Annotated in this window: 16 protein-coding genes; 13 read left to right on the top strand and 3 right to left on the bottom strand. The window is 63.3% G+C overall.

All coding sequences use genetic code 11. The features are described from left to right. The first annotated feature begins 24 nt into the window (after positions 1–24). From fliF to MCIT9_RS06340, 6 genes are read left to right on the top strand one after another with little or no spacing between them, the layout of a single operon-like run. On the top strand, positions 25–1,785 hold the full coding sequence (gene fliF, locus MCIT9_RS06315) for a flagellar basal-body MS-ring/collar protein FliF (RefSeq protein ID WP_317706557.1): 1,761 nt from the start codon (positions 25–27) through the stop codon (positions 1,783–1,785). Next, positions 1,772–2,773 (top strand): flagellar motor switch protein FliG, encoded by a 1,002-nt coding sequence (fliG, locus tag MCIT9_RS06320; protein WP_317706558.1) that lies wholly within the window; start codon positions 1,772–1,774, stop codon positions 2,771–2,773. Before fliF ends, fliG begins: the two co-directional genes overlap by 14 nt. Further along, complete coding sequence (gene fliH / locus MCIT9_RS06325) at positions 2,760–3,581, top strand: flagellar assembly protein FliH (protein WP_317706559.1); 822 nt, start codon at positions 2,760–2,762, stop codon at positions 3,579–3,581. Before fliG ends, fliH begins: the two co-directional genes overlap by 14 nt. Next, a complete protein-coding gene (gene fliI / locus MCIT9_RS06330; RefSeq protein ID WP_317706560.1) occupies positions 3,578–4,930 on the top strand; it encodes a flagellar protein export ATPase FliI in 1,353 nt (450 codons plus the stop codon). The genes fliH and fliI overlap by 4 nt, the downstream gene beginning before the upstream one ends. Beyond that, entirely contained in the window at positions 4,927–5,370 is a 444-nt protein-coding gene (gene fliJ, locus MCIT9_RS06335) for a flagellar export protein FliJ (RefSeq protein ID WP_317706561.1), read from the top strand. The genes fliI and fliJ overlap by 4 nt, the downstream gene beginning before the upstream one ends. A 56-nt stretch (positions 5,371–5,426) precedes the next feature. Then, positions 5,427–6,866, top strand: a complete 1,440-nt coding sequence (locus MCIT9_RS06340; protein WP_317706562.1) for a flagellar hook-length control protein FliK — start codon at positions 5,427–5,429, stop codon at positions 6,864–6,866. A 7-nt stretch (positions 6,867–6,873) separates the two neighbouring features. Here the strand turns inward: MCIT9_RS06340 and MCIT9_RS06345 are convergent, their stop codons facing one another. Then, positions 6,874–9,015, bottom strand: coding sequence for an Rne/Rng family ribonuclease (locus tag MCIT9_RS06345; RefSeq protein WP_317706563.1), 2,142 nt, complete (start codon positions 9,013–9,015; stop codon positions 6,874–6,876). A 357-nt stretch (positions 9,016–9,372) separates the two neighbouring features. Between MCIT9_RS06345 and rluC the strand changes: the two genes are divergently transcribed. From rluC to MCIT9_RS06380, 7 genes are all read left to right on the top strand, one after another. After that, positions 9,373–10,335, top strand: coding sequence for a 23S rRNA pseudouridine(955/2504/2580) synthase RluC (gene rluC, locus MCIT9_RS06350; protein ID WP_317706564.1), 963 nt, complete (start codon positions 9,373–9,375; stop codon positions 10,333–10,335). Next, positions 10,332–10,709, top strand: a complete 378-nt coding sequence (locus MCIT9_RS06355; RefSeq protein ID WP_317706565.1) for a hypothetical protein — start codon at positions 10,332–10,334, stop codon at positions 10,707–10,709. The genes rluC and MCIT9_RS06355 overlap by 4 nt, the downstream gene beginning before the upstream one ends. Then, positions 10,687–11,763, top strand: a complete 1,077-nt coding sequence (locus MCIT9_RS06360) for a histidine kinase (protein ID WP_317706566.1) — start codon at positions 10,687–10,689, stop codon at positions 11,761–11,763. The genes MCIT9_RS06355 and MCIT9_RS06360 overlap by 23 nt, the downstream gene beginning before the upstream one ends. Beyond that, on the top strand, positions 11,760–12,386 hold the full coding sequence (locus MCIT9_RS06365; RefSeq protein WP_317706567.1) for a response regulator: 627 nt from the start codon (positions 11,760–11,762) through the stop codon (positions 12,384–12,386). Before MCIT9_RS06360 ends, MCIT9_RS06365 begins: the two co-directional genes overlap by 4 nt. Positions 12,387–12,473: 87 nt before the next feature. Next, positions 12,474–14,027 (top strand): methyl-accepting chemotaxis protein, encoded by a 1,554-nt coding sequence (locus tag MCIT9_RS06370; RefSeq protein ID WP_317706568.1) that lies wholly within the window; start codon positions 12,474–12,476, stop codon positions 14,025–14,027. A 61-nt stretch (positions 14,028–14,088) separates the two neighbouring features. After that, positions 14,089–16,710, top strand: coding sequence for an EAL domain-containing protein (locus tag MCIT9_RS06375; RefSeq protein WP_317706569.1), 2,622 nt, complete (start codon positions 14,089–14,091; stop codon positions 16,708–16,710). A gap of 152 nt (positions 16,711–16,862) precedes the next feature. Next, complete coding sequence (locus MCIT9_RS06380; protein ID WP_317706570.1) at positions 16,863–17,843, top strand: prohibitin family protein; 981 nt, start codon at positions 16,863–16,865, stop codon at positions 17,841–17,843. A gap of 6 nt (positions 17,844–17,849) precedes the next feature. On the opposite strand, the gene MCIT9_RS06385 is transcribed toward MCIT9_RS06380, so the two are convergent. Both MCIT9_RS06385 and MCIT9_RS06390 read right to left on the bottom strand, forming a co-directional pair. Continuing rightward, the gene (locus tag MCIT9_RS06385; RefSeq protein WP_317706571.1) at positions 17,850–18,314 is read right to left on the bottom strand and encodes a hypothetical protein; all 465 of its coding nucleotides are present in this window, start codon (positions 18,312–18,314) and stop codon (positions 17,850–17,852) included. 49 nt (positions 18,315–18,363) lie between these two features. Beyond that, positions 18,364–21,594, bottom strand: coding sequence for an efflux RND transporter permease subunit (locus tag MCIT9_RS06390; RefSeq protein WP_317706572.1), 3,231 nt, complete (start codon positions 21,592–21,594; stop codon positions 18,364–18,366). Between the last annotated feature and the right edge of the window lies 1 nt (position 21,595).

Here is a 21,595-nt window from a genome sequence, read left to right on the forward strand (position 1 = left end):
TGGACGAGCTGAAGGCGAGAATCCATGGAACTGGCACAGACAGGCGATGGCGGGGTACCGGAACCGGCCCGGGATCGGGAGTTGACGCCCGCCGGCGGGCGGGATCTGGCACCGGCGGAAACGGAGACGGGCCTTAAGGAAGCCAATCCGGTCATCCGCACCTGGCGGGAATTGTCGTGGGGAAGGCGCATCGGCCTCTTGAGCGTGCTGGCGTTGGTATTCGCCCTCGGGGTGGCGGTACTGCTCTGGACCCAGCGGCCGGAGTACAAGCCCCTCTATCTGGATCTGGACGAGGCCCAGGCCGGTGAGGTTCTCGAGGCCATCGAGCGTCTCCAGGCCGATTACCGCATCGACCGCCGCCGTGGCACCATCATGGTTCCGGCCGAAGAGGTCCACGAGCTGCGGCTGCGTTTGGCGGCCCAGGGATTGCCGCACCGGGACGAGGGCGGTTTCGAAATCCTGGAGAAGGATCCGGGATTCGGCGTCAGCCGGGCGCTGGAACGGGCCCGGTTTCAGCACGCGCTGGAGAACGAGATCGCCCGTTCCATCATGACCCTGGATGGGGTGCGGGCGGCGCGGGTGCACCTGGCCCTGCCCAAGGAATCGGTGTTCGTGCGCCAGCGCAAGCCGCCGAGCGCCTCGGTGTTGCTGGAGCTGGCTCCCCACCACGAGGTGGGGCCGGAGCAGATCAAGGCCATCGTCCATCTGGTTTCCTCCAGCGTGCCGCGGCTGGATCCGCAGCGGGTGACGGTGGTGGACCAGTACGGCCATCTGCTCAACTCGCCGGAGAAGAAGAAGGACGACCTGTCCCTGCCGGAGAAACAGTTCGAATACAAGAAAAAGGTCGAGGATCACCTGCTCGAGCGCCTCGAAACTCTGCTGATCCCCCTGGTGGGCCGGGATGCGATGCGGGCCCAGGTGTCCGCTGACATCGACTTTACCGCTGTGGAACGCACCGAAGAACTCTACAACCCCGATCTGCCGGCCCTGCGCAGCGAGCAGCGGGAACAGAAGCGCGAGCGCTACGATGCGGCTCAGGGGGTGCCGGGTGCGCTCACCAACCAGCCTCCGGCCGCCGGCACCTCGCCGGAAGTTGCCAAAGGCTCGGGGAACGGGGAGGAAAAGCAGCCGGTGGAGGTTCAGGACAAGCTGGTGCGCAACTACGAGCTGGACCGCACCGTCAGCCATGTGCAGCAGGCGATGGGGGAAATCCGCCGCCTGACGGTGGCGGTGGCGGTGGACAACATCCCCGTCACCCAGCCGGACGGCAGTGTGGTCTACCGGCCCTACACCCAGGAAGAGCTCAACAGCCTCACCGCACTGGTGAAACAGGCGGTGGGTTACGACGCCAGCCGGGGCGACCGGGTGACGGTGACCAATATCGCCTTCCACGGCAAGTCCGAAATCGCACCGCCGCCGGTGCCCTTGTGGCAGCAGCCCTGGGTCTGGCAGTTGGGCAAGTATCTGCTGGCCTTGCTGGTGATCCTGATTCTGGTGTTCGCGGTGCTGCGTCCCCTGCTGCGGGCCCTGTTGCCGCCCGAGCCGGAGGAGGAAAAAGCCGGGGAAGGCATGGAAGGGGAGGCAGCGGAAGGTGACGGGGAGACCGCTTCCGGCCAGGATGACGAGCCGCTGTCCCTGGAAGCGGAAAGCGAGGCCCTGCTGCTGTTGGAGGGTCCCCAGAGCTATGAGAAACGCCTCAAATTCGTGCGCCGCCTGATTGACGAGGACCCGGAACGGGTGGTGCAGGTCATCAAAAACTGGATCGCGGAAGATGGCGGAAATTGACGAACTTAGCGGTACCGATCGCGCCGGTCTGCTGCTGCTGGCTGTGGGACAAAAGCACGCTGCGGCGGTATTCAAACACCTGGAGCCCAAGGAAGTGCAATTGCTGGGGATGTCCATGGCGAGTCTGGAGAACATCCGCAGTGAGATGGTCGAGGTGGTGGTCGAGCAGTTCCTGGAGCAGATCCGCGACCAGACCGCCCTGGGTCTCAATTCCGATGCCTATATCCGCCAGGTGATGACCGAGGCGCTGGGCGAGGACCGGGCTTCAGCCGTCATCGACCGGATTCTCCTCAGTCGCAACAGCCGCGGTATCGAACAGATCAAATGGATGGAACCCCGCGCCATCGCTGAGCTGGTCCGTCTGGAGCATCCGCAGATTATCGCCATCATTCTGTCGCTGCTCGATGCGCCCCTGGCGGCGGCGGTGCTCGGGTTTCTGCCGGAAATGATGCGTCCCGACATCGTCATGCGCATCGCCTCGCTGGAGACAGTGCAGCCGGATGCGCTCAGAGAGCTGGATGCGATCATGGAAAGGCAACTGTCGGGCAAGAGCATGAAGTCTTCCAACATCGGCGGGATCGAGCGGGCCGCTGAAATCCTCAATATGACCGAGAGCGCGGTCGAGGCCCAGATCATCGATCAGATGGAAGAAAAGGCCCCGGATCTGGCCCAGCTGATTCAGGACAAGATGTTTGTCTTCGACGATCTCGACAAACTCGACGACCGCAGCATGCAGACCCTGTTGCGTGAGGTTTCCACCGACACCCTGCTGTTGGCCCTGCGCGGCGCCGACGAGGCGCTCAAGGAAAAGATCTTCTCCAATATGTCGCGGCGGGCGGCGGAAATGCTGCGTGACGATCTGGAAGCGGCGCCGCCGGCCAAGCTCAGCGAAGTGGAGGCGGCCCAGAAGGAAATCCTGCAGATCGCCCGGCGCCTGGCCGACGCGGGTGAAATTGCTTTAGGCGGAGGCGGTGATGAACTCATCTAATACCGAGGGCTTCTCTCCGGAAGAGTTGAAGCGGGCATCCCCCTGGCGGCTGCCGGAGGTGGACAACGAAGGCGATTTCGCCGAGGCGCTGGCCAAGGATTTGGCCGCCGAACCCGAGGAAAGCGCCGATCCGGCGGCGCCCTTGCCGACCGCCGAGGAACTGGAATCGATGCAGCGCCAGGCGTTCGAGGAGGCCGCCGCGGCCGGGCGCGAGGCCGGCTACCGCGAAGGTTTCGACAAGGGCAGCCAGGAAGGCTACAAGGAAGGCTACGACAAGGGGTTTCAGCAAGGTTACCGGGAAGGGCGGGAGAAGGGAGAGCGCGAAGGCCGGGAGGCCGCCCGCGCCGAGATGGAAAAGATCCTGGCAGAGGAAGCCGGCCACCTGAAAGCTGTGATGGATTGTCTGAGCCAGCCGCTGGCGCAACTGGACGAGGAGGTGGAACGGGAACTGGTCGCCCTGGCGATGGCGGTAGCCAAACAGCTGGTGCGCCGCGAGTTGAAGACCGATCCGGGCCAGATCGTCGCCGTGGTGCGCGAGGCGCTGTCCCTGTTGCCGTTGTCACAGCGCACCGTCACCCTGGCGATGCATCCCGACGATGCCGAACGGGTGCGCCAGGCGCTGCGTCTTGACCAGGTGCGAGTACCGTGGGAGATCGTCGAGGACCCGCTGATTACCCGTGGCGGGTGCCGGGTGGAGACGGATGTTTCCCGCATCGACGCCACCGTGGAAACCCGCCTGGCGGCGGCCATCGCCACCGCCCTGGGCGGGGAGCGGGCCGAGGATCAGGCCGAGGAGAAGCAGGAATGAGCCGCCTCACCGTCGATCGCAACGGTATTTGGCAGCAGGGCCTGAATCGCTATCGCCAGCGTCTGGGGCAGCCGCCGCCGTTGCAGGTGGAAGGCCGTCTGGCACGCATGGTGGGGCTGACCCTGGAGGCAGTCGGCTGCCAGGCGCCGGTGGGGGGCAAATGCTGGGTGGAAACCAGCGGCCGCGAGCGGATCGAGGCCGAGGTGGTGGGCTTCGCCCAGGAACATCTGTACCTGATGCCGGTGGGGGACGTTTACGGGCTGGAACCCGGCTGCCGGGTCATTCCCACCGGCGGGGTCAGCGCCGCCCGGGTCGGTGAGGGATTGCTGGGGCGGGTTCTGGACGGGGCCGGCCGGCCCATCGACGGCAAGGGGCCGATCACCTGCGAGACTACCCGGCCACTGCAGGGGCGTCCTCTCAATCCGTTGCTGCGCCAGCCGGTGGTCGAGCCGCTCGATGTCGGCGTGCGGGCCATCAACGCCCTGCTCACCATCGGCTGCGGCCAGCGCATGGGGCTGTTCGCCGGCACCGGGGTGGGCAAGAGCGTGCTTTTGGGAATGATGACCCGCTACACCAACGCCGACGTGGTGGTGGTCGGCCTGATCGGCGAACGGGGCCGGGAGGTCAACGATTTCGTCCACAAGATCCTGGGACCCGACGGCCTGGCGCGGGCGGTGGTGGTGGCGGCGCCGGCGGACCAGCCGCCGCTGACGCGGCTTCACGGGGCGATGCTGGCGACCACCATCGCCGAGCATTTCCGCGACCGGGGCATGAACGTGCTGCTGCTGATGGATTCGTTGACCCGCTACGCTCAGGCCCAGCGGGAAATCGCCCTGGCCATCGACGAACCACCGGCCACCAAGGGGTATCCGCCATCGGTGTTCGCCAAACTGCCGCGGCTGGTGGAACGGGCCGGTTGCGGCGAGCAGGGAACCGGCTCCATTACCGCCTTTTATACCGTACTCGCCGAGGGCGACGACACCAACGATCCTGTCGCCGACGCCGCCCGGGGGGTCCTCGACGGCCATATCGTCCTGTCGCGGGAGCTGGCCGAGGCCGGCCATTATCCCGCCATCGACATTGAAAGCTCCATCAGCCGAGTGATGGCCGACATCGTGCCGGAGCGCCAGCTGGCACTGGCCCGCCGCCTCAAGCAGATCTATTCCCTGTATCAGCGCAATCGCGATTTGATTACCCTGGGTGCCTACCAGGCCGGTTCCGATCCCCGCATCGACCAGGCCATCGCCCTGCAGCCGAAGATCGCCGAATTTCTCCAGCAGGGGATGAACGAGGCGGTGGACCTCCAAACCAGCGTCCAGAGCCTGGAAGCCCTCATGGGTGAAGCATGAGCCGTAGCCAGCGCCTGCAACCGGTCAAGGAGTTCATCCGCCGCCAGGAAGATGAAGTGGCCAAGGCCATGAACCGGGCGGCTGAGGAACTGCGTCAGGCCCAGGCCCAGCTGGAGGCGTTGCAGCAGTTCCGGCGCCAGTACAGCGGCGAGCTGCCCCGCCAGGGTGGGGCCGTGCGGGGAGCGCTGTTGCACGAGTACCGCGCCTTCCTGGCCAATCTCGGGCGCGCAATCCAGGAACAGGAGGAAAAACTGGTCCGCCTGCGGCAACAGCATGCCGAACTGGAACGCAACTGGCGCCAGGTGCATTGCCGCCACCGGGGCGTCGAGAAGTTTCAGCACAAACTCGAACGCCAGGAAATCCACGCGCTGGAGCGGCGGTTGCAGAACGAATTGGATGACCGGAGCGCCAGCCGGTTTCGCAAACCAAAGCCGAAATGATGATGGCGCGTATGTTGCTTGATTTTGAGTGACAGTATTTTCGATGAGGGGCTCCTATGCTACAGCTTGACGCAAACGGTCTGCTGGCTTCCCTGGTTTCCGGCCTGAAGCCGGAGACGGGTGACCTTGCAGCCGGGGGAGCGGAGACGCCGGCGGACGGGTTCCGGCAATTGCTGCTGGACCGTCTCGAAGGCGTTATCGCTTCGGTGCAGGAAGGTCGCACGGGGCTGGACAGCCCGGACCTGCAATCCCTGCAATCGTGGTGGCAGGAATTGGGCGGGAAATTGCCGCAGGATGATTTCCTTTCCCGGCTCGATGCGCTGAAGGGTTATCTGGAGTCCCAGGGGGAGGGAGACGGCATTGGCGCTTCCGATGCGCTCCAGAGCTCGGGGCAGGCGGATTTTCTTTCCCGGCTCGATGCGCTGAAGGGTTATCTGGAGTCCCAGGGGGAGGGAGACGGCATTGGCGCTTCCGATGCGCTCCAAAACCCGGGGCAGGCGGATTTCCTTTCCCGGATCGACGAAATCAGGGCCTATCTGGCATCTTTGGCGCAAGTTGTGGAAGCGGTTTCGGGTCCGCCCGCTATCGCTCCGCCACTCGGGGGGGATGCGGAGGCGGTGGCTGAAGGCGGGGACGAGACCCGAGACCGGGAGGTCGGTGGTTTGCTGGGGGAAGGGATTTCAGGTCCGTTGTTCGCGCCGCTGCATCCGGGTGATGAAGCGGATGCGCCAGTCCCCGCAGACACGGAAACGGCGGGCCTAGTGGCAAGCGCCGCTGCATCGGGGAACGCAGCAGCATCCGCCGAGCCGAAAACCGAGGTCGTCCCTTCGGCAGCCAAGGTAAACGACACTCCCCTGCCGGCCGGTAATGAAGAAAGGGCATCTTTTTCCTTGCCGGGTAATGATGCGGACGCCGGAAGTCACGAGGCTTCACCGCTTCCGGACGGGGTGGAGGTGGACGCTGCGCCGCTTCGTCCGATGCCGGAGACGGCACCGTTTCGCCCCCTGCCGCCGCACGTCAGGCCACCTGCCGCTGCGGCCAGCGTCACCGTCGAACGGCCGGTGGGCCATACAGGCTGGGGGGACGAACTGGGCGAGCGGCTGGTATGGATGGCGGACCGTTCCCTGCAGGTCGCTGAGCTTCGGGTTCATCCCCAGCATCTGGGGCCGGTGGAGGTCAGGATTCGGATCCAGGATGACCAGACCCACATTCAGTTCAACGCCCAACATGGCGTCGTCCGCGAGGCCATCGAGGCGGCCCTGCCGCGCCTGCGGGAGGTGTTCGCCGCCCAGCAGCTGACCTTGGGGCAGGTGGAAGTGAACGCCGATGCCTGGCAGGGCCAGGGACAGTCGCAGAGGCAGCAGGATTCCTCCCGTCATCAGCGCCAAGCCCCTTCGGGGGAAGCTGCGGGAGATGCCGTTGATCTGCTGCGCCAGACGGCGGACGAGCCGGCGTCACCCGCATCAGGAAACCGGCTCGTCAGTCTCTATGCCTGAAGGCACGTCAGTTCGCCTCGTCGCTGTCGTTCCGTTCTTCCGTTTTGGTAACCGGTTTCTCCGGCTTTTCCGCCTTCCCGGAATCCGGGGCCGGCGCAGGCAGAAGGTGATCGGCCGATACTGGCTGGGATGCCGTGCCCTGTTCCGGTTGTTCGGTTGTTTCCGCCGCTGTGTCACCGCCCTCCAGCTGTTGGGGTTTGGCGGTTTGGGGGGTACCGCTGGCGCGGCGTCCCCGACGCCGCCGGCCGCCGCCGCGGCGGTTGCTGCGGCGGCGTGACGGCGCCGGGGTGGGTTCTTCTTCCGCAGGCGGATTTTCCGCTGCCGTGGTTTCCACCGGCGTCGGGGTTGCCGGTGTGGCGCTGCGGTTTGCGGTGCCGCGGCGCCGCCGCGGGCGGCGCGGCCGCTGGGTTTCTGCGGTTTCGGCAGTCTGGGGTTCGGCAGGTTCAGAGGGGCGCTCCTGCGGTTCTGCGCTGCGGGCGCCGCCGACCAGCTTTTGCCAGAAGCGTTTGATGAGCTCGGCGGAGGAGGTCTTGCTGCGGATCGGTGCCGGCGTCGAGGGGAGGAAATCCTTGACCGCCGGTTCCTCTGCCCTGCGGCCCTCGGCGGTGGCGTATTCCGGCAGTTTCCGTTCTTCCTCCGCGATGCGTTCGTAACTGACGGTTTCCTCTTCTCCCTCGCTGGCCTTGATGCGCTGGATCTCGTAGGCGGGGGTCTCCAGGTGGCGCGCCGGGACGATGACGATGCCGACCTGGTGGCGTTTTTCGATCTGCCCGAGCACTTCGCGTTTCTCGTTGAGCAGGTAGGTGGCCGGCTCGACGGGCAGTTGCACCACGATCTTGCCGGTCTGAGGCTTGAGCGCCTCCTCCTCGATGATGCGCAGAACCGACAGCGCCAGGGATTCGGTGCTGCGGATGGTGCCCTGGCCCTGGCAGCGGGGACAGGGCACCAGGCTGGATTCACCCAGGGAGGGACGCAGGCGCTGGCGGGACATTTCCAGCAGGCCGAAGCGGGAGATGCGGCCGATCTGGATCCGGGCCCGGTCGCTCTTGACCGCCTCGCGCAGTTTGGCTTCCACCGCCCGCTGGTGGCGCATGGAGGTCATGTCGATGAAGTCGATGACGAACAACCCCCCCAGGTCGCGCAACCGCAGTTGGCGGGCAATTTCCTCGGCTGCCTCCAGATTGGTGTTGAAGGCGGTTTCCTCAATGTCGCCGCCCTTGGTGGCCCGGGCCGAGTTGATGTCGATGGTGGTCAGGGCCTCGGTGTGGTCGATGACGATGGCCCCGCCGGACGGTAATGGCACCTCGCGCCGGTAGGCCAGCTCTATCTGGCTTTCGATCTGGAAACGGCTGAACAGGGGAACGGAATCCTCGTACAGCTTGGCCTTGTTGATGAAATGCGGCATCACCTGCTGGAGGAAGTTGCGCACCATGCGGTAGGTGGCCGGGTTGTCGATGAGGATCTCGTCGATGTCGGCGCGCAGGTGGTCGCGCAGGGCGCGGATGATGACGTTGCTTTCCTGGAAGATCAGAAACGGGGCCTTGCGCTGGGTGGCGGAGCGTTCGATGGCCTCCCACAACTGCAGCAGGTAGTTGAGGTCCCACTGCAGTTCCTCAGCGCTTTTGCCGCCGGCGGCGGTGCGGACGATCAGTCCCATGCCCTCCGGAATGTCCAGGGAAGCGAGGATTTCCTTCAGATCGCCCCGGGCCTCGCCCTCGATGCGGCGGGAGATGCCGCCGGCGCGGGGATTGTTGGGCATCAGCACCAGATAGCTGCCGGCCAGGGCGATGTAGGTGGTCAGGGCCGCACCTTTGGTGCCGCGCTCTTCCTTCTCGATCTGGACCACGACCTCGTGGCCCTCCCGGATCAGGTCCTTGATGTCGGAGCGGCTCTGCTGGGGTCCGAGGGGCTGGGAGAAATAGGTCGGGGCGATCTCCTTGAACGGCAGAAAGCCGTGGCGCTCGGCGCCGTAGTTGACGAAGGCGGCTTCCAGGCTGGGTTCGATGCGGGTGATGATGCCCTTGTAGATGTTGGATTTTTTCTGTTCGCGGGAGGGAACCTCGATGTCAAAGTCGTAAAGTTTCTGCCCTTCCACCAGGGCGACCCGCAGCTCTTCCGGCTGCGTGGCGTTGATGAGCATTCTTTTCATTGCGATAGTCCTTTTGGCATGGGGCGAATGCGCGCGCGGCGGGACCGGACCGGAACGTGACGTCGGTCTTGAGGGTGGCGCTCTCCGGGAAGCGGGAGCTGCGTTCCTGCTGCGGCAGGGGACGATCCCGGTGAATGGGCTGCTGCATTCGCGTCCTGTGATTTAAACCAATTGATTTACAATGGGTCTTTTGTGGATGATTTTGTTTCTTCTAAGACTCCGTGGCCGGCGCTTGGTTCGGGGAAGGCGCAGGTAGGCGGTTTCCCGGCCGGCGTGTCCCCGGCTGGATGCCTGTCAGGCAAAGGAGGGGAGCAAACATCGGACAGAGCATTATAAACAGGCCATGCCATGAAATCCATGAAAGGACAAGTTTCTGATTCGGCGCGGAAAATACCGCCGCGCCAGATCGAGATCGACGCCGACGAAGCCGGTCAGCGCATCGACAATTTCCTCTTCGCCCGTCTCAAGGGAGTGCCCAAGAGCCGCATCTACCGGATGCTGCGTACCGGCGAGGTGCGGGTCAACAGGGGGCGGGTCAAGGCCCCTTACCGCCTGCAGGCCGGGGACATGGTCCGGCTGCCGCCGGTCCAGGTCGCCGCGGCCGGTCCCCCGGCGCCGCCGGGGAACCGGCCGCGGCGACTGGAAACGCGGATCGTGTACGAAGACGAAGACCTGCTGGTGCTCGACAAGCCGGCGGGGATGGCGGTCCACGGCGGCAGCGGATTAGCGGGCGGGGTGATCGAGGCGCTGCGGGCGGTCCGCCCCCAGGCCCGCTTCCTGGAACTGGTGCACCGCCTCGACCGCGACACCTCCGGCTGTCTGCTGATCGCCAAACGCCGTTCCGTGCTGCGGGCGTTGCACGCGCAATTGCGTTCCGGCCGGGTGGAAAAGCGCTATCTGGCCCTCCTGGAAGGTGAGTGGCGCGGTCGATTCCAGCGGGTGGACGTGCCGCTGCGCAAATTCGTGCTGCAGGGCGGAGAGCGACTGGTGAAGGCGGCCGAAGACGGCAAGCCGTCGCAGACGCTGTTCCGCCGCCTTGAGGCTTTTCCCCAGGCCACCCTGGTGGAGGCCGAACTGCTGACCGGCCGCACCCATCAGATCCGGGTCCACGCCGCCTGGCTGGGACACCCCCTCGCCGGGGACGAGCGCTACGGTGACAAGGCGGCCAACCGCCGCTGGCGCCGCCTGGGCCTCAAGCGCTTGTTTCTGCACGCCTGGCAGGTGGCGTTCCGTCATCCACGCCGGGACGTTATGATACGTCTCGAAGCCCCGCTGGACGGGGAACTGGAGGCTCTTCTCGATCATTTAAGGCAGCCATGAACAGCATCCGAGACTTCGTCGATATTCCGGCCGATCTCAGTTGCAGCGTCCGGGTGAAGGAATTTCGCCTTCCCGCCGTTCCCGACGTACTGGTGCTGGGACGGCGTGCGGCGGTGGGTTGTCACGCCTTGCGCAAGGCGCTCCATTTGTTGGCGCCGGTTTCCCTGGTGCATCTTGAACTGGACGATGAGATGGTCAGCGACCTGTTGGTTCGCGAGACGCTTCTGGCCCAGCTCGCTCCAGACTGGTTAGAGCGCCTGGTCTTGCAGTATGTGCGTCCGCGCATGTGCGGCGACGAGATCCTGCAGCTGACGCTGGATTTCGAGTGGCGGCTGCAAACGCTCGAGCCTCATGATACCGTTGTACGCCCGTGACGCCCTGCTGCCCCGCATCCGTCAGGTCAGTGCGGAAGCGCGCCCCTGTGCCGATGGCGATCCGTGCACCGGTCTCTACGCGGTGTTCAGCTCTGATCAGCCGCAACATTTCTTGGGAGTGGTCAGCGCCAAGCAGGTCGCCGAGCGGCCTCATCGTATCTTCGCCGACCTGATGTCCCGACGCTTTCCCTGCGTCGTGGCCGCCGATACACCCCTGGAGGCAATCCTGGATTGCATGGATATGACAGAACACTGGTATTTTCCGGTGTTGGACGATTTGGGCGGCTTTCTCGGCGTGGTCACCCGAGCCAGGATTCTCGAGGTGTTGCTGCGTTCCCATAATAGTCTATTGGCGCAGAACCGTTCTCTTATGCGGCAGATGTTCGCCGTTCAGGAGCAGGAACGCCGTTATCTGGCCCGTGAGCTTCACGACGAAATGGGACAGTACCTGTCCGCATTGCAGACGGATCTGGGCTGCCTGCGGCAGTTGGGGCGGGGGCAACAGCGGTTGGAACGTCAGATCGAAGTCATTACGGAAGAACTGGTCCATTTGCAACAAACGGTGCGGCGAATCATGCAGCGCCTTCGTCCCGAGCCGCTGGATCAATTGGGGTTGGAAGCTACTTTGCGGGAGCTGGTGACGGAGTATCAGAACCGCCATCCTGATGTGAATTTAACGCTGGAGATTGCCGGCGATCTCCAGAATCTGCCGGACGAGTACGCCATCACCCTCTACCGGGTGGTGCAGGAGGGACTCACCAATGTCATCCGTCATGCAGGGGCGCATTCGGTACGGGTGTGTCTGTGCCGGCGCCAGCGCTGTTCCCATCCCGTCTGTCAGGCATACTTTGCCGCCTCGGGCTGGAAGCGGGAACAGGTTCACCTGCTGCTTTGTGACGATGGTTGTGGATTTCGGCAGCCACAGGGCGGTGGGTTGGGGATTTTGGGAATGCAGGAACGGGTGGAAGTGCTGGGCGGCCGTTTCCGCATCCGCGGCCGTCCGGGGGGAGGAACCCATGTCGTCGTCGAACTGCCGTTGCCGGAGGGAGAATGAAGCCGGTTCGCATTCTGCTCGTGGACGATCATCCGGTGGTACGCAGCGGTTTGCGGCGTTATCTGGAGATGCACCCCGATCTGGTGCTGGTGGGAGAGGCGAATCAGGGGAAGAGTGGCTATCACGCGTTCGTATCTTTGCAACCGGATGTCACGCTTCTCGATATCGCCTTGCCGGATGTCAGTGGTTTGGAAATCCTGCGGCGCATCTGCCAACGCGATCCCCAGGCCCGGATATTGCTGCTGAGCATGTATGAGAATTCGTTGCTGATGGAACGCGCCCTGCAGAACGGGGCCTGTGGTTATCTCAGCAAACGTCACGGTCCTGAGTTTCTGGTGACGGCGATCCGCCGGATCGCTGCCGGGGAGACAGTCCTCGATCCCGAGTTGGAACACCCGCGCGTCCGGGAGCATTGTGCTGCATTGAGTCTCCTGACTCAAAGGGAGTTCGAGGTGTTCCGCCAGCTGGCGGAGGGACGATCGGTGAAAGAGATCGCCCAGCGTCTGCATCTGAGCGAGAAGACGGTCGGCGTCCACCGGACCCGGATTTTCAAGAAGCTCAAATTGGAAAACGTCGCTCAGCTGACCCTGCTGGCAGTCCGTTGTCAGGTGATCGTTCCCTGACATTTAAGCATTTTCCTTATAGGCGCTTCCTTCAGGGGGATTAATAATTCCATTACAACCATGCAGGTTAAATGGAAGGAGATCCCTATGCGCGTCAATTTGCCTGTAACCGGCCGGGAAGTGGCTCTTCCGGAGAAAGATTTGGTGTCCGCCACCGACCTCAAGGGCCGGATCACCTATGCCAACGCCGCCTTTGTCGAAGTTTCCGGTTTCGAAAAGGAGGAGCTGCTCGGCAAGGCGCACAATATCGTGCGCCATCCCGACATGCCGCCAGCCGCTTTCAAGCAAATGTGGGATCATCTCAAGGCAGGGCGTCCCTGGATGGGTATCGTCAAGAACCGCTGTAAGAACGGGGATCATTACTGGGTGGACGCTTTCGTCGCCCCGGTGGTGGAGAATGGCCAGCTGGTTGGTTACGAGTCGGTACGTACCCATCCCAAGCCGGAATGGCGCGAGCGGGCCGAGCGTCTGTATACGCTCATGCAGGCAGGGCGTTTCCGCAACCGCCGGCGTCTGGCGCTGGCCGATCGATTGACTTTGGCTGTCGCCGCCGCTTTGCTGCCGGTCAGTGCAGCTTTGCAGTGGGGCAGCCCCGTCTGGGGCTGGAGTGCGTTGGTGGGATCGATCTTGACGGTACACCTGCTGTGTCGGCGCCTGCTTGATCCCTTGGTTCGGGTAGTGGAGTGGTCCCGCCGCTTCAGTGATGATCCGGTCGCCAATCTGGTTTATGCCGGACGGGCGGATGAAGCCGGCCAATTACAGACCGCCTTGCTGTCACTCGAAGCCAGACTCCGGACGCTGCAAAGCCGTTTCGAGGACATGGCGGAAGCGGTGGCGGACCGCGCAGGCCGGAACCATCGGGTGGCAGAGGAAACCACACAGGTCCTGGACAAACAGCAGGAAGACACGGAAGCACTGGCCCGGGCGATCGAGGAACTCAACCAGACGATTCATAGTATCGCCGCCAGTGCCACCCAGACGTCCGATTCGGCAGATGACGCCAGTGCAGCCGCACGTGACGGAATGCAGACCAGTCAGGATACCGCCCAGGAGATTACCGCCCTGGCAGACAGTGTGGCGCAGGCGGCGGAGGTGATTCAGACGGTCAAGAAGGAGGGGGATGATATCGGCATGGTCGTGGGAGTCATCCGCGACATTGCCGACCAGACCAATCTACTGGCGCTCAATGCCGCAATCGAAGCGGCGCGGGCTGGGGAACAGGGGCGCGGGTTTGCCGTGGTGGCTGAGGAGGTGCGCAAGTTAGCTTCTAGCACCCAGGAATCCACTCACCGAATTCAGCAATTGGTGGAGAACCTCCAGCAAGGCATTCAGGAAGCCGTCGAGGTCATGGAATCCGGTTGCGAACGGGCCCGCGGCAGTGTTACCCGGGCAGAAAGTGCCGGTGACCGTTTGAGCCAGGTGGCTGACCGTATCGATCTCATCAAGACCATGAGCTTGGAAGTGGCCGGAGCTGTGGAGCAGCAATCCTGTGTGACCGACGAGATCCGCCACAGTGTCGAGCGCATCAGTACGACCGCCGACCGGGTGGCCCGGGATTCGGGCATGGCAGCCGCTGCCGCCAATGAACTGCTGCAGCTGGCCAGTGGATTGCGCGATCTCGCCCGTCGCTTCGCCGCCTGAAGCCATGGAAGGAAGCAACCCTCTTTTTTCCCTGCAGCGCCCCTTACGTATCATGGAGGCGTTGAGTGATCGGGTCGTGCGGGTCGCTCCTGACGAGCGGCCGTCTCTGGATGAACTTTCTGGACAGACGGTGTTTGCGGTTTTCGAGCAGGCGAGCGGTTGCGAAATTTTCCTGGGGTTGGTGACGGCGGCGCAGGTGAGCGCTCGTCCCGGGCGAATCTTCGCTGACCTGTTATTGCAGCCTCCACCGCCACCGCTGTCGGCGGATGCCCCGCTTGAAGAGGGTTGGCGCCGTCTGCAAAAGGAACAGGGCGGTGCCTTGGCGGTGATCGATAGCGATGGTCGTTTCGTCGGTGCGGTGACGCCATTTAGTTTGTTGGGTGCGGCATTGCGCGAAACACGGCGGCTGCAGGCGGGGATCGAGCGTCAAAGTGCGCGTTTTCGCCAGCGTCTGGACCGGTTGGCGGAGCATACCGCCCGCTTGCGGCGGTTGCGGGAGGAATCAAAACAACTGCTGAGCCAGGCGGCCGAAACCGGATTGGAGCAGCAGCTATTGCAGTCCGCCCTGGAACACCTGGTGTCCCTGGTTGGCGCCCGTTACGGTGCCTTGATTCTGTTAGATGCTGACGGGAAGATCAGCGACTTCCTCTATACCGGAATCGATCCTGAGACCGCCGCGGCCATCGGGCGCCTGCCTACCGGAAAGGGGTTGTTGGGGGATTTCCTGCTGGAAAAAGGGGTCATCCGGTTGACGGATATGGAACGGCATCCACGGGCGGCAGGGTTCCCGCCCGGCCATCCACCGATGCATTCCTTGCTCGCGGCGTTAATCCGGTGTGATGGCAAAGTCCAAGGGCGGGTATACCTGTGTGACCGCGAAGACGGCGAACCCTTCGACTGCGGCGACCAGCGGCTGGTGGAGGAATTCGCCGACATCATGGGCATGGCGGTGTTCCTCCTCCGTCAGCGCCTGCTCAGTCACCAACAGGCGGTGGAATTGAAAGTGGCCACCCGGGTCTTCGAGAACAGTGCCGAGGGTATCCTGGTGACCGATGCGGACAAACGGATCATTCTGGTCAATCGGGCGCTGATTACGATCACCGGTTACAGCCGCGAGGAACTGATCGGCCAAACACCGCGCATTTTCAGCTCCGGCCATCACGGTGAGGATTTCTATCGCCAAATGTGGCAGAGCATCAATGCAACCGGCCAGTGGCAGGGGGAAATCTGGAACCGGCGCAAGAACGGCTCCGTTTATCCGGAATGGCTGCGGATCACCGCGATTTCCGATGCGGAAGGCGAGGTGACCCATTACGTGGCGGTCTTTTCCGATCTGTCGGAGTACGCAGTGCGACGCCAGGGAATGGAGCGCCTGATCCATTACGATCATCTGACCGAACTGCCCAACCGCCTCATGTTCCGTACCGAATTGAGGCAGGCGATACGGCGTTGCCACTTCAACGGCAGGCAAATGGCTTTGCTGATGCTGGATCTGGACCGTTTCAAAGTCATCAACGACACCCTGGGACATCAGGTGGGCGACCGCCTGTTGCAGCAGGTGTCGCGGCGGTTGCAGCATTGTTTGCGAAAGCGTGAGGCGCCACGTATGGGAGATACCGTAGCCCGTCTCTCCGGTGACGAATTCACCATCATTCTCAATGATCTGGAAATGCCGGAGGATGCCATCACCGTCGCCGAAAAGATCCTGGCGCGTTTCCGCCGGCCTTTCGTCCTCGGAGAAATCGAACGCTCGGTCACCGTCAGCATCGGAATGGTACTTTATCCCGCCCAGGCCGAAACCCTTGACGAGCTCATCAGCCGTGCGGACATGGCCATGTATCATGCCAAACAGGCAGGACGCAATCGTTTCTGTCTCTATGATCCGGCTTTGCACGAGGGCATACAACGGCGGCAAATGCTGGAAAATTATCTTTACAACGCCCTCGAACGGCGGCAGTTCGAGATTCATTACCAGCCTCAGGTTTCCCTGCGGGACGGCCGTATCGTGGGGCTGGAGGCGTTGCTGCGTTGGCGTCATCCGGAGCATGGGCTGATCAACCCGGCGGAGTTCATTCCTCTGCTGGAGGAAACCGGTCTGATCGAACCGGTTGGCGTTTGGGTGTTGCAGCAGGTGGGCCGGGACTATCGGCAGTGTCTTGGGGCGCTGGGGGAAACGGATTTTCCGGTTGCGGTCAACGTTTCCGCCCGTCAGCTGGCGCCATCCCTGATCGGACAAGTGGCGGCGGTGCTGAAGGACAACGCTCTGGAACCGCATTGCCTCAAGCTGGAACTGACCGAATCGGCAGCCATGGATGATCCAGCCAGGACGCTGTCTCTGTTCGATTCCTTGCAGGAATTGGGCGTGGGCGTCTGCATCGACGATTTCGGCACCGGCTACTCGTCGTTGGCCTATCTGGCCCGGCTGCCGATTGCAGCTTTGAAGATCGACCGTTCCTTCATCGGCAACATGATGACGCATACCGAGGACCGTGAGGTGGTCAGCGCCATTGTCGCCCTGGCCCACAACCTCGGAATCCAGGTCATCGCTGAAGGCGTAGAGACACCGAGCCAGTGGCGCGCCCTCCGGGAAATGGGGTGTGATGTGGCGCAGGGATATCTTTGCAGCCGTCCGGTTCCTTTGGCGCAATTGGCCGATATCGACCGGACCGTATGGGAGGTCTGAATCTCTGGCGGCCAAGGGTCGCAATCGCCAGAGCAGCATCATGATGGCGGCGAACTAGCTGAGCCAGAACAGACAGAGGTGGTCTAGCGGATTGCTCGAGGGGTTTTTGCTGCTAAGCTGGTGTACAGGTTTCAGACTTTTGCGGAGGCCCCATGAAAACAGACATCGATCCCACCGGCGATAAGCTCTTTCCCCGCACGGCTTTCAAGGCCGGTGCGGCCGGCCTGCTGATTCCCAGCCTTGTCATCGTCGCGCTCGCTTTCATGACGGTGTACACCATCGAAAGCGGCACCGTCGGCGTGCTCAGCACCTTCGGAAAGTACGACCCGGAGGAGAAGGAACCGGGCCTCCATTTCAAACTGCCCCTGGTCCAGCGGGTGCACGTGTTCGATGTCCGGCTGCAGACGGTCAACTACAAGAGCGTCAAGGATCAGCCCGACAAGGGCGGTGTCGTCAACAAGCCGGCCATTGAGGTGCTCGACAACAAGAATCTTCCCATCGGCGTCGAGCTGACGGTGCAGTTCACCCCGATGGCCAGCGAGGCCGCGGAAATCCTGACCCGCTACGGCGACAACTACTTCGAGAAGCTCATCAACCCCATCGTCCGGGACGTGGTGCGCGATGTCATCGGCAAGTACCAGGCCGAGAAGATCGCCGCCGACCGCGCGGTCATCGCCAGGGAGATCCGCGCTGTCCTCGGGGAAAAGTTCAAGGCCCTGCCCTTTCAGCTTCAGGATGTGGCGCTGCGCAACATCCGCCTGCCGCAGATCGTGCTCAAGAAGGTCGAGGAGGTGCAGCTGGCCAAACAGGAAGAACAGCGTCTGGAAATGGTGGAAAAACAAGCGGAAAAAAACCAGCGGATCAAGACCATCGAGGCCAACACCAAGCTGATCGAGGTCACCACCCAGGCCAAGGCCGAGGCCGAACGCCAGCGCATCGAGGCCGACGCCAAGGCCTATCAGATCATGAAGGAGGCGGAAGCTGTCGCCAAGGCCAACCAGCTGGTTGCCGCCTCCATCACCGACCGCCTTATCCGTTACAAGGCGGTAGAGAAATGGAACGGCACCTATCCCTCGACCCTGATGCAGGGCGAGGGCAAAGGATTGATGTTCCAGTTGCCCCCGGCCCGTTGATCCTGCTTACCAGTCGTATCTTCCCGCTTCCGGGCGGTACCGCGGCCACGGTCCGGGTTGGTACAGGCGACCGCCGGGAGGCAGAGGATGCGGGTGCCAGCGGTCATAGGTGTCGTATGCGTAAGGTCTTGGGCCCTGGTGGCTCTTTTTGCGGATTTTGCCGTTGAGTTTGCGGATCTTGTGGTGCAGAACCCGCATTTCCTTGCGGGACAGCCAGCCGTCGCGGCTGAAGCGGTCTTCCAGTTCTACGATCCTCAGGTGTTTGCGCATCAGCTTGCGGTATTGCCGCTCGCTCAGCCGGCCGCTGGCGGTACTCCACTCGATGCGGGCATGCTGGCGTTCCAGCAAGGCGTGGATATCCGGCCGCGGCGCATGCCCGGAGCGCCAGTAAGGGTGTGGTTCGCTGGCCGCTGCGGTACCGAAGATTCCCCAGACGATGAGGACGGCAAGGGATGTCTTGAGATGGCTCATGGGATTAACCTGCAGCTCACATTGGGAACTGCAGGTTAATCCCGGGCGGTTAAATCGACCCTGAACGGATTTCGTGGTTCAGCAGGTAATAGACCACCGGCACCACCAGAAGGGTGAAGCTGGTGGAGGCGAAGATGCCGAAGATGAAGCTCCAGGCGAGCCCTGAGAAGATTGGGTCGAGGGTGATGACGAAGGAGCCGAACATTGCCGCCCCGGCGGTGAGGAAGATCGGCCTGAGACGCACCGCGCCCGCCTCGATCAGCGCCTCGGTCAGGGATTTGCCCTGATCCTCGAGGCGCTGGATGAAGTCGATGAGAATGATGGAGTTGCGTACCACGATCCCGGCCAGGGCGATCATGCCGATCATGGCGGTGGCGGTGAAGAACAACACCGGATTGGGATAAGGGCCGATGGGCTCCGGCAGCAGGTTCAGTAGCCAGAAACCGGGCATGATGCCGATGATGGTCAGGGGGATGGACATCATGATGACCAGCGGCATTCCCAGCGAATCGGTCTGCATCACCAGCAGAATGTAGATCATCACCAGGGCGGCGGCGAAGGCTAGCCCCAGGTCGCGGAACACGTCCACCGTGATCTTCCATTCCCCCTCGCCGCGCAGGGTAAAGTCGTAGCCTTTGGGCAGGGGGTCTTCCTCGAACATCCGGGTGAGGGCGATGACGGCCTCCACCGGCGCGTGGCCGGCCATTTCGGCGGTCACGTAGCCTACCGGCTTGAGATTCTTGTGGTAGCGGCTCACCGGTACCGGTTCCTCGACGAAATGCCCCAGCTCGCTCAGGGGAATCAGTTTGCCGTCGCTGCCGTGCACCCGCAGGCTGGTGAGGATTTCCGGATGGGAGCGCAAGGGCCGTTCGATACGGACGATCGCCGGGGCTGGCTGGCGTTCGTGGGGAGCGTGCAGCAGGCCGACCCGGGCCCCGCCCAGGGCGGCGGCGACGGTGCGGGAAATATGCCCGACGCTGATGCCGTGCAATGCCGCCTTGGCCTGATCGACGTGGAAATCCAGCCGGGTCTGGGGTTCGTCCACGAAGTCGTCCACGTCCACCAGGATGTCGAGCTTCTCGAAGCCTTCGCGCATCTTCAGCGTGGCGGCGGCCAGATCGTCGTAAGATCCTCCTGGCGGGCCGTAAACCTCGGCCACTACGGTGGAAAGCACCGGCGGCCCGGGGGGAATCTCGACGATCTTGACGCTGGCGCCGTGACGGGCGGCGATGGCCTCGATGTCGGGGCGGATCCTGAGGGCGATCTCGTGGGATTGGTGCTCGCGCTGATGTTTGTGGATCAGGTTGATGCGGATATCACCCTGATAGCTGGCGCGGCGCAGATAGTAGTGGCGCACCAGGCCGTTGAAGTCCATGGGTGAGGCGTGGCCGATGTAGGTCTCGAAATCGGTGACCTCGTTGACCGTGGCGAGATAGGCCTCTAGGTCCCGGGCCACGGCGTCGGTTTCCTCCAGGGTGGTGCCGCGGGGCATGTCGATCACCAGCTGCAGCTCGTTCTTGTTGTCGAAGGGCAGCAGTTTCAGGGGAATGCCGAACACCGCCAGCAGGCACGAGAGCACGAACAGCAGTGCCACCACCCCCAGAAAAACGCGCGCGCGCCAGGGGTAGGCGATCAGCGGCCCCAGCGCTCTGCGGTACCCGCGGTAAATGGGGCTTTCGTGCAAACGATAAGGCTTTTCCCCCGGCTTGCCGTATTCGGCCTTGAGCAGGTGATAGCTGGCCCAGGGGGTGACAGTAAAGGCCACCAGCAGCGACATCAGCATCGCCACCGGCACGTTGAAGGCCATCGGCGCCATGTAAGGGCCCATCATGCCGGTGATGAAGAACATCGGCAGGAAGGAGACGATGACGGTGAAAGTTGCATAGATGGTGGGCGGCCGCACCTCGTCCACCGCGGTCAGGGCCGCCTGCAGCGGCGGCTGCCTGCGCAGCTTGAAGTGGCGGTAGATGTTTTCCACGTCCACGATGGGGTCGTCCACCAGCAGCTCCAGAGACAGGATCAGGGCGAACAGGGTCACGCGGTTGATGGTATAGCCGAACACCAGGTCGCAGAACAGGGTCACCCCCAGGGTCATGGGCACGGCGATGGCGACGATGAAGGCCTCGCGCACCCCCAGGGCCAGGGCCAGGAGGACGATGACGGTGGCGATGGCGATGAAAAGATGCTCGACCAGTTCGTTGACCTTGTCGTTGGCGGTCTCGCCGTAGTCGCGAGTGACGGTGACGGTGACGTCGGAGGGAATCACGCTGCCGTGCAGGGAGCGGATCTTCTCGATCACCTCACGGGCCACGGTGACGGCGTTGGCGCCGCGGCGCTTGGGGATGGCGATGGTGACTGCCGGCCGGCCGTCGCCGGTCCGCGTCTCGGGGCCGGCGATGTGTTTGCTGTGTTCCGCCTGGGTGCCGAAGCCGATGCGGGTGAGGGTTTCCACCTCGGCAGGGCCGTCCTCGAGACGGGCCACTTCGCGCAGATAGACCGGCCGTCCCCGGTACTGGCCGACCACGGTGGCGGCGGCCTGCTCCAGAGTCTGCCAGAAGGGACCGGCCTCCAGGCGCAGGCGACGGTTGCGGTGGTCGAATTCCCCGGCCTGAAGGTTGAAGTCCGCCTGCTGCAGCGCCTGCATCAGCTGCAACAGGCTCAGGTGATGGGCCGCCAGTTTGGCGGGATCGGGATAGATGCGCAGGGTGCGGCGCTCGCCGCCGGCGATCCACAGCTTGCCGGTGTTCTTCACCTGGCCGACCTTGTCCAGCAGTTCCTCGGCGATGCGGCGCAGCTCGTAGGTGCCGTAGGCCGGATCGGGCGAGGACAGGGTCAGGAGAACGATGGGGACGTCGTCGATCTCCACCGGCTTGACCGTCCAGGAGGTGACAAACGGCGGGATCAGTTCGCGGTTGGACATCAGCTTGCTCCAGGTCTTGAGCAGGCTGTCCTCGCGGTCCTCACCCACGTAATAACGCACCGTGGCGATGGCCCGGCCCGGCATCGACATGGAATAGACGTATTCCACCCCGGGAATCTCCCACAGCTTCTGCTCCAGGGGGGTGGCCACCAGCTTCTCCACCTCGTCCACCGAGGTGCCGGGAGCCTCGACGAACACGTCCATCACCGGCACCACGATCTGTGGTTCCTCCTCGCGCGGCGTCAGCAGCAGCGCCGTCAGGCCCATGAGCAGCGAACCGATCAGAATCAGCGGCGACAGGCGCGATTCGATGAAGAGCTTGACGATGCGGGTGGTAAAGCCCAGTTTTGTCTCCGCCATC

The sequence above is a fragment of the Methylomarinovum caldicuralii genome, assembly GCF_033126985.1.
Lineage (GTDB): Bacteria > Pseudomonadota > Gammaproteobacteria > Methylococcales > Methylothermaceae > Methylohalobius > Methylohalobius caldicuralii.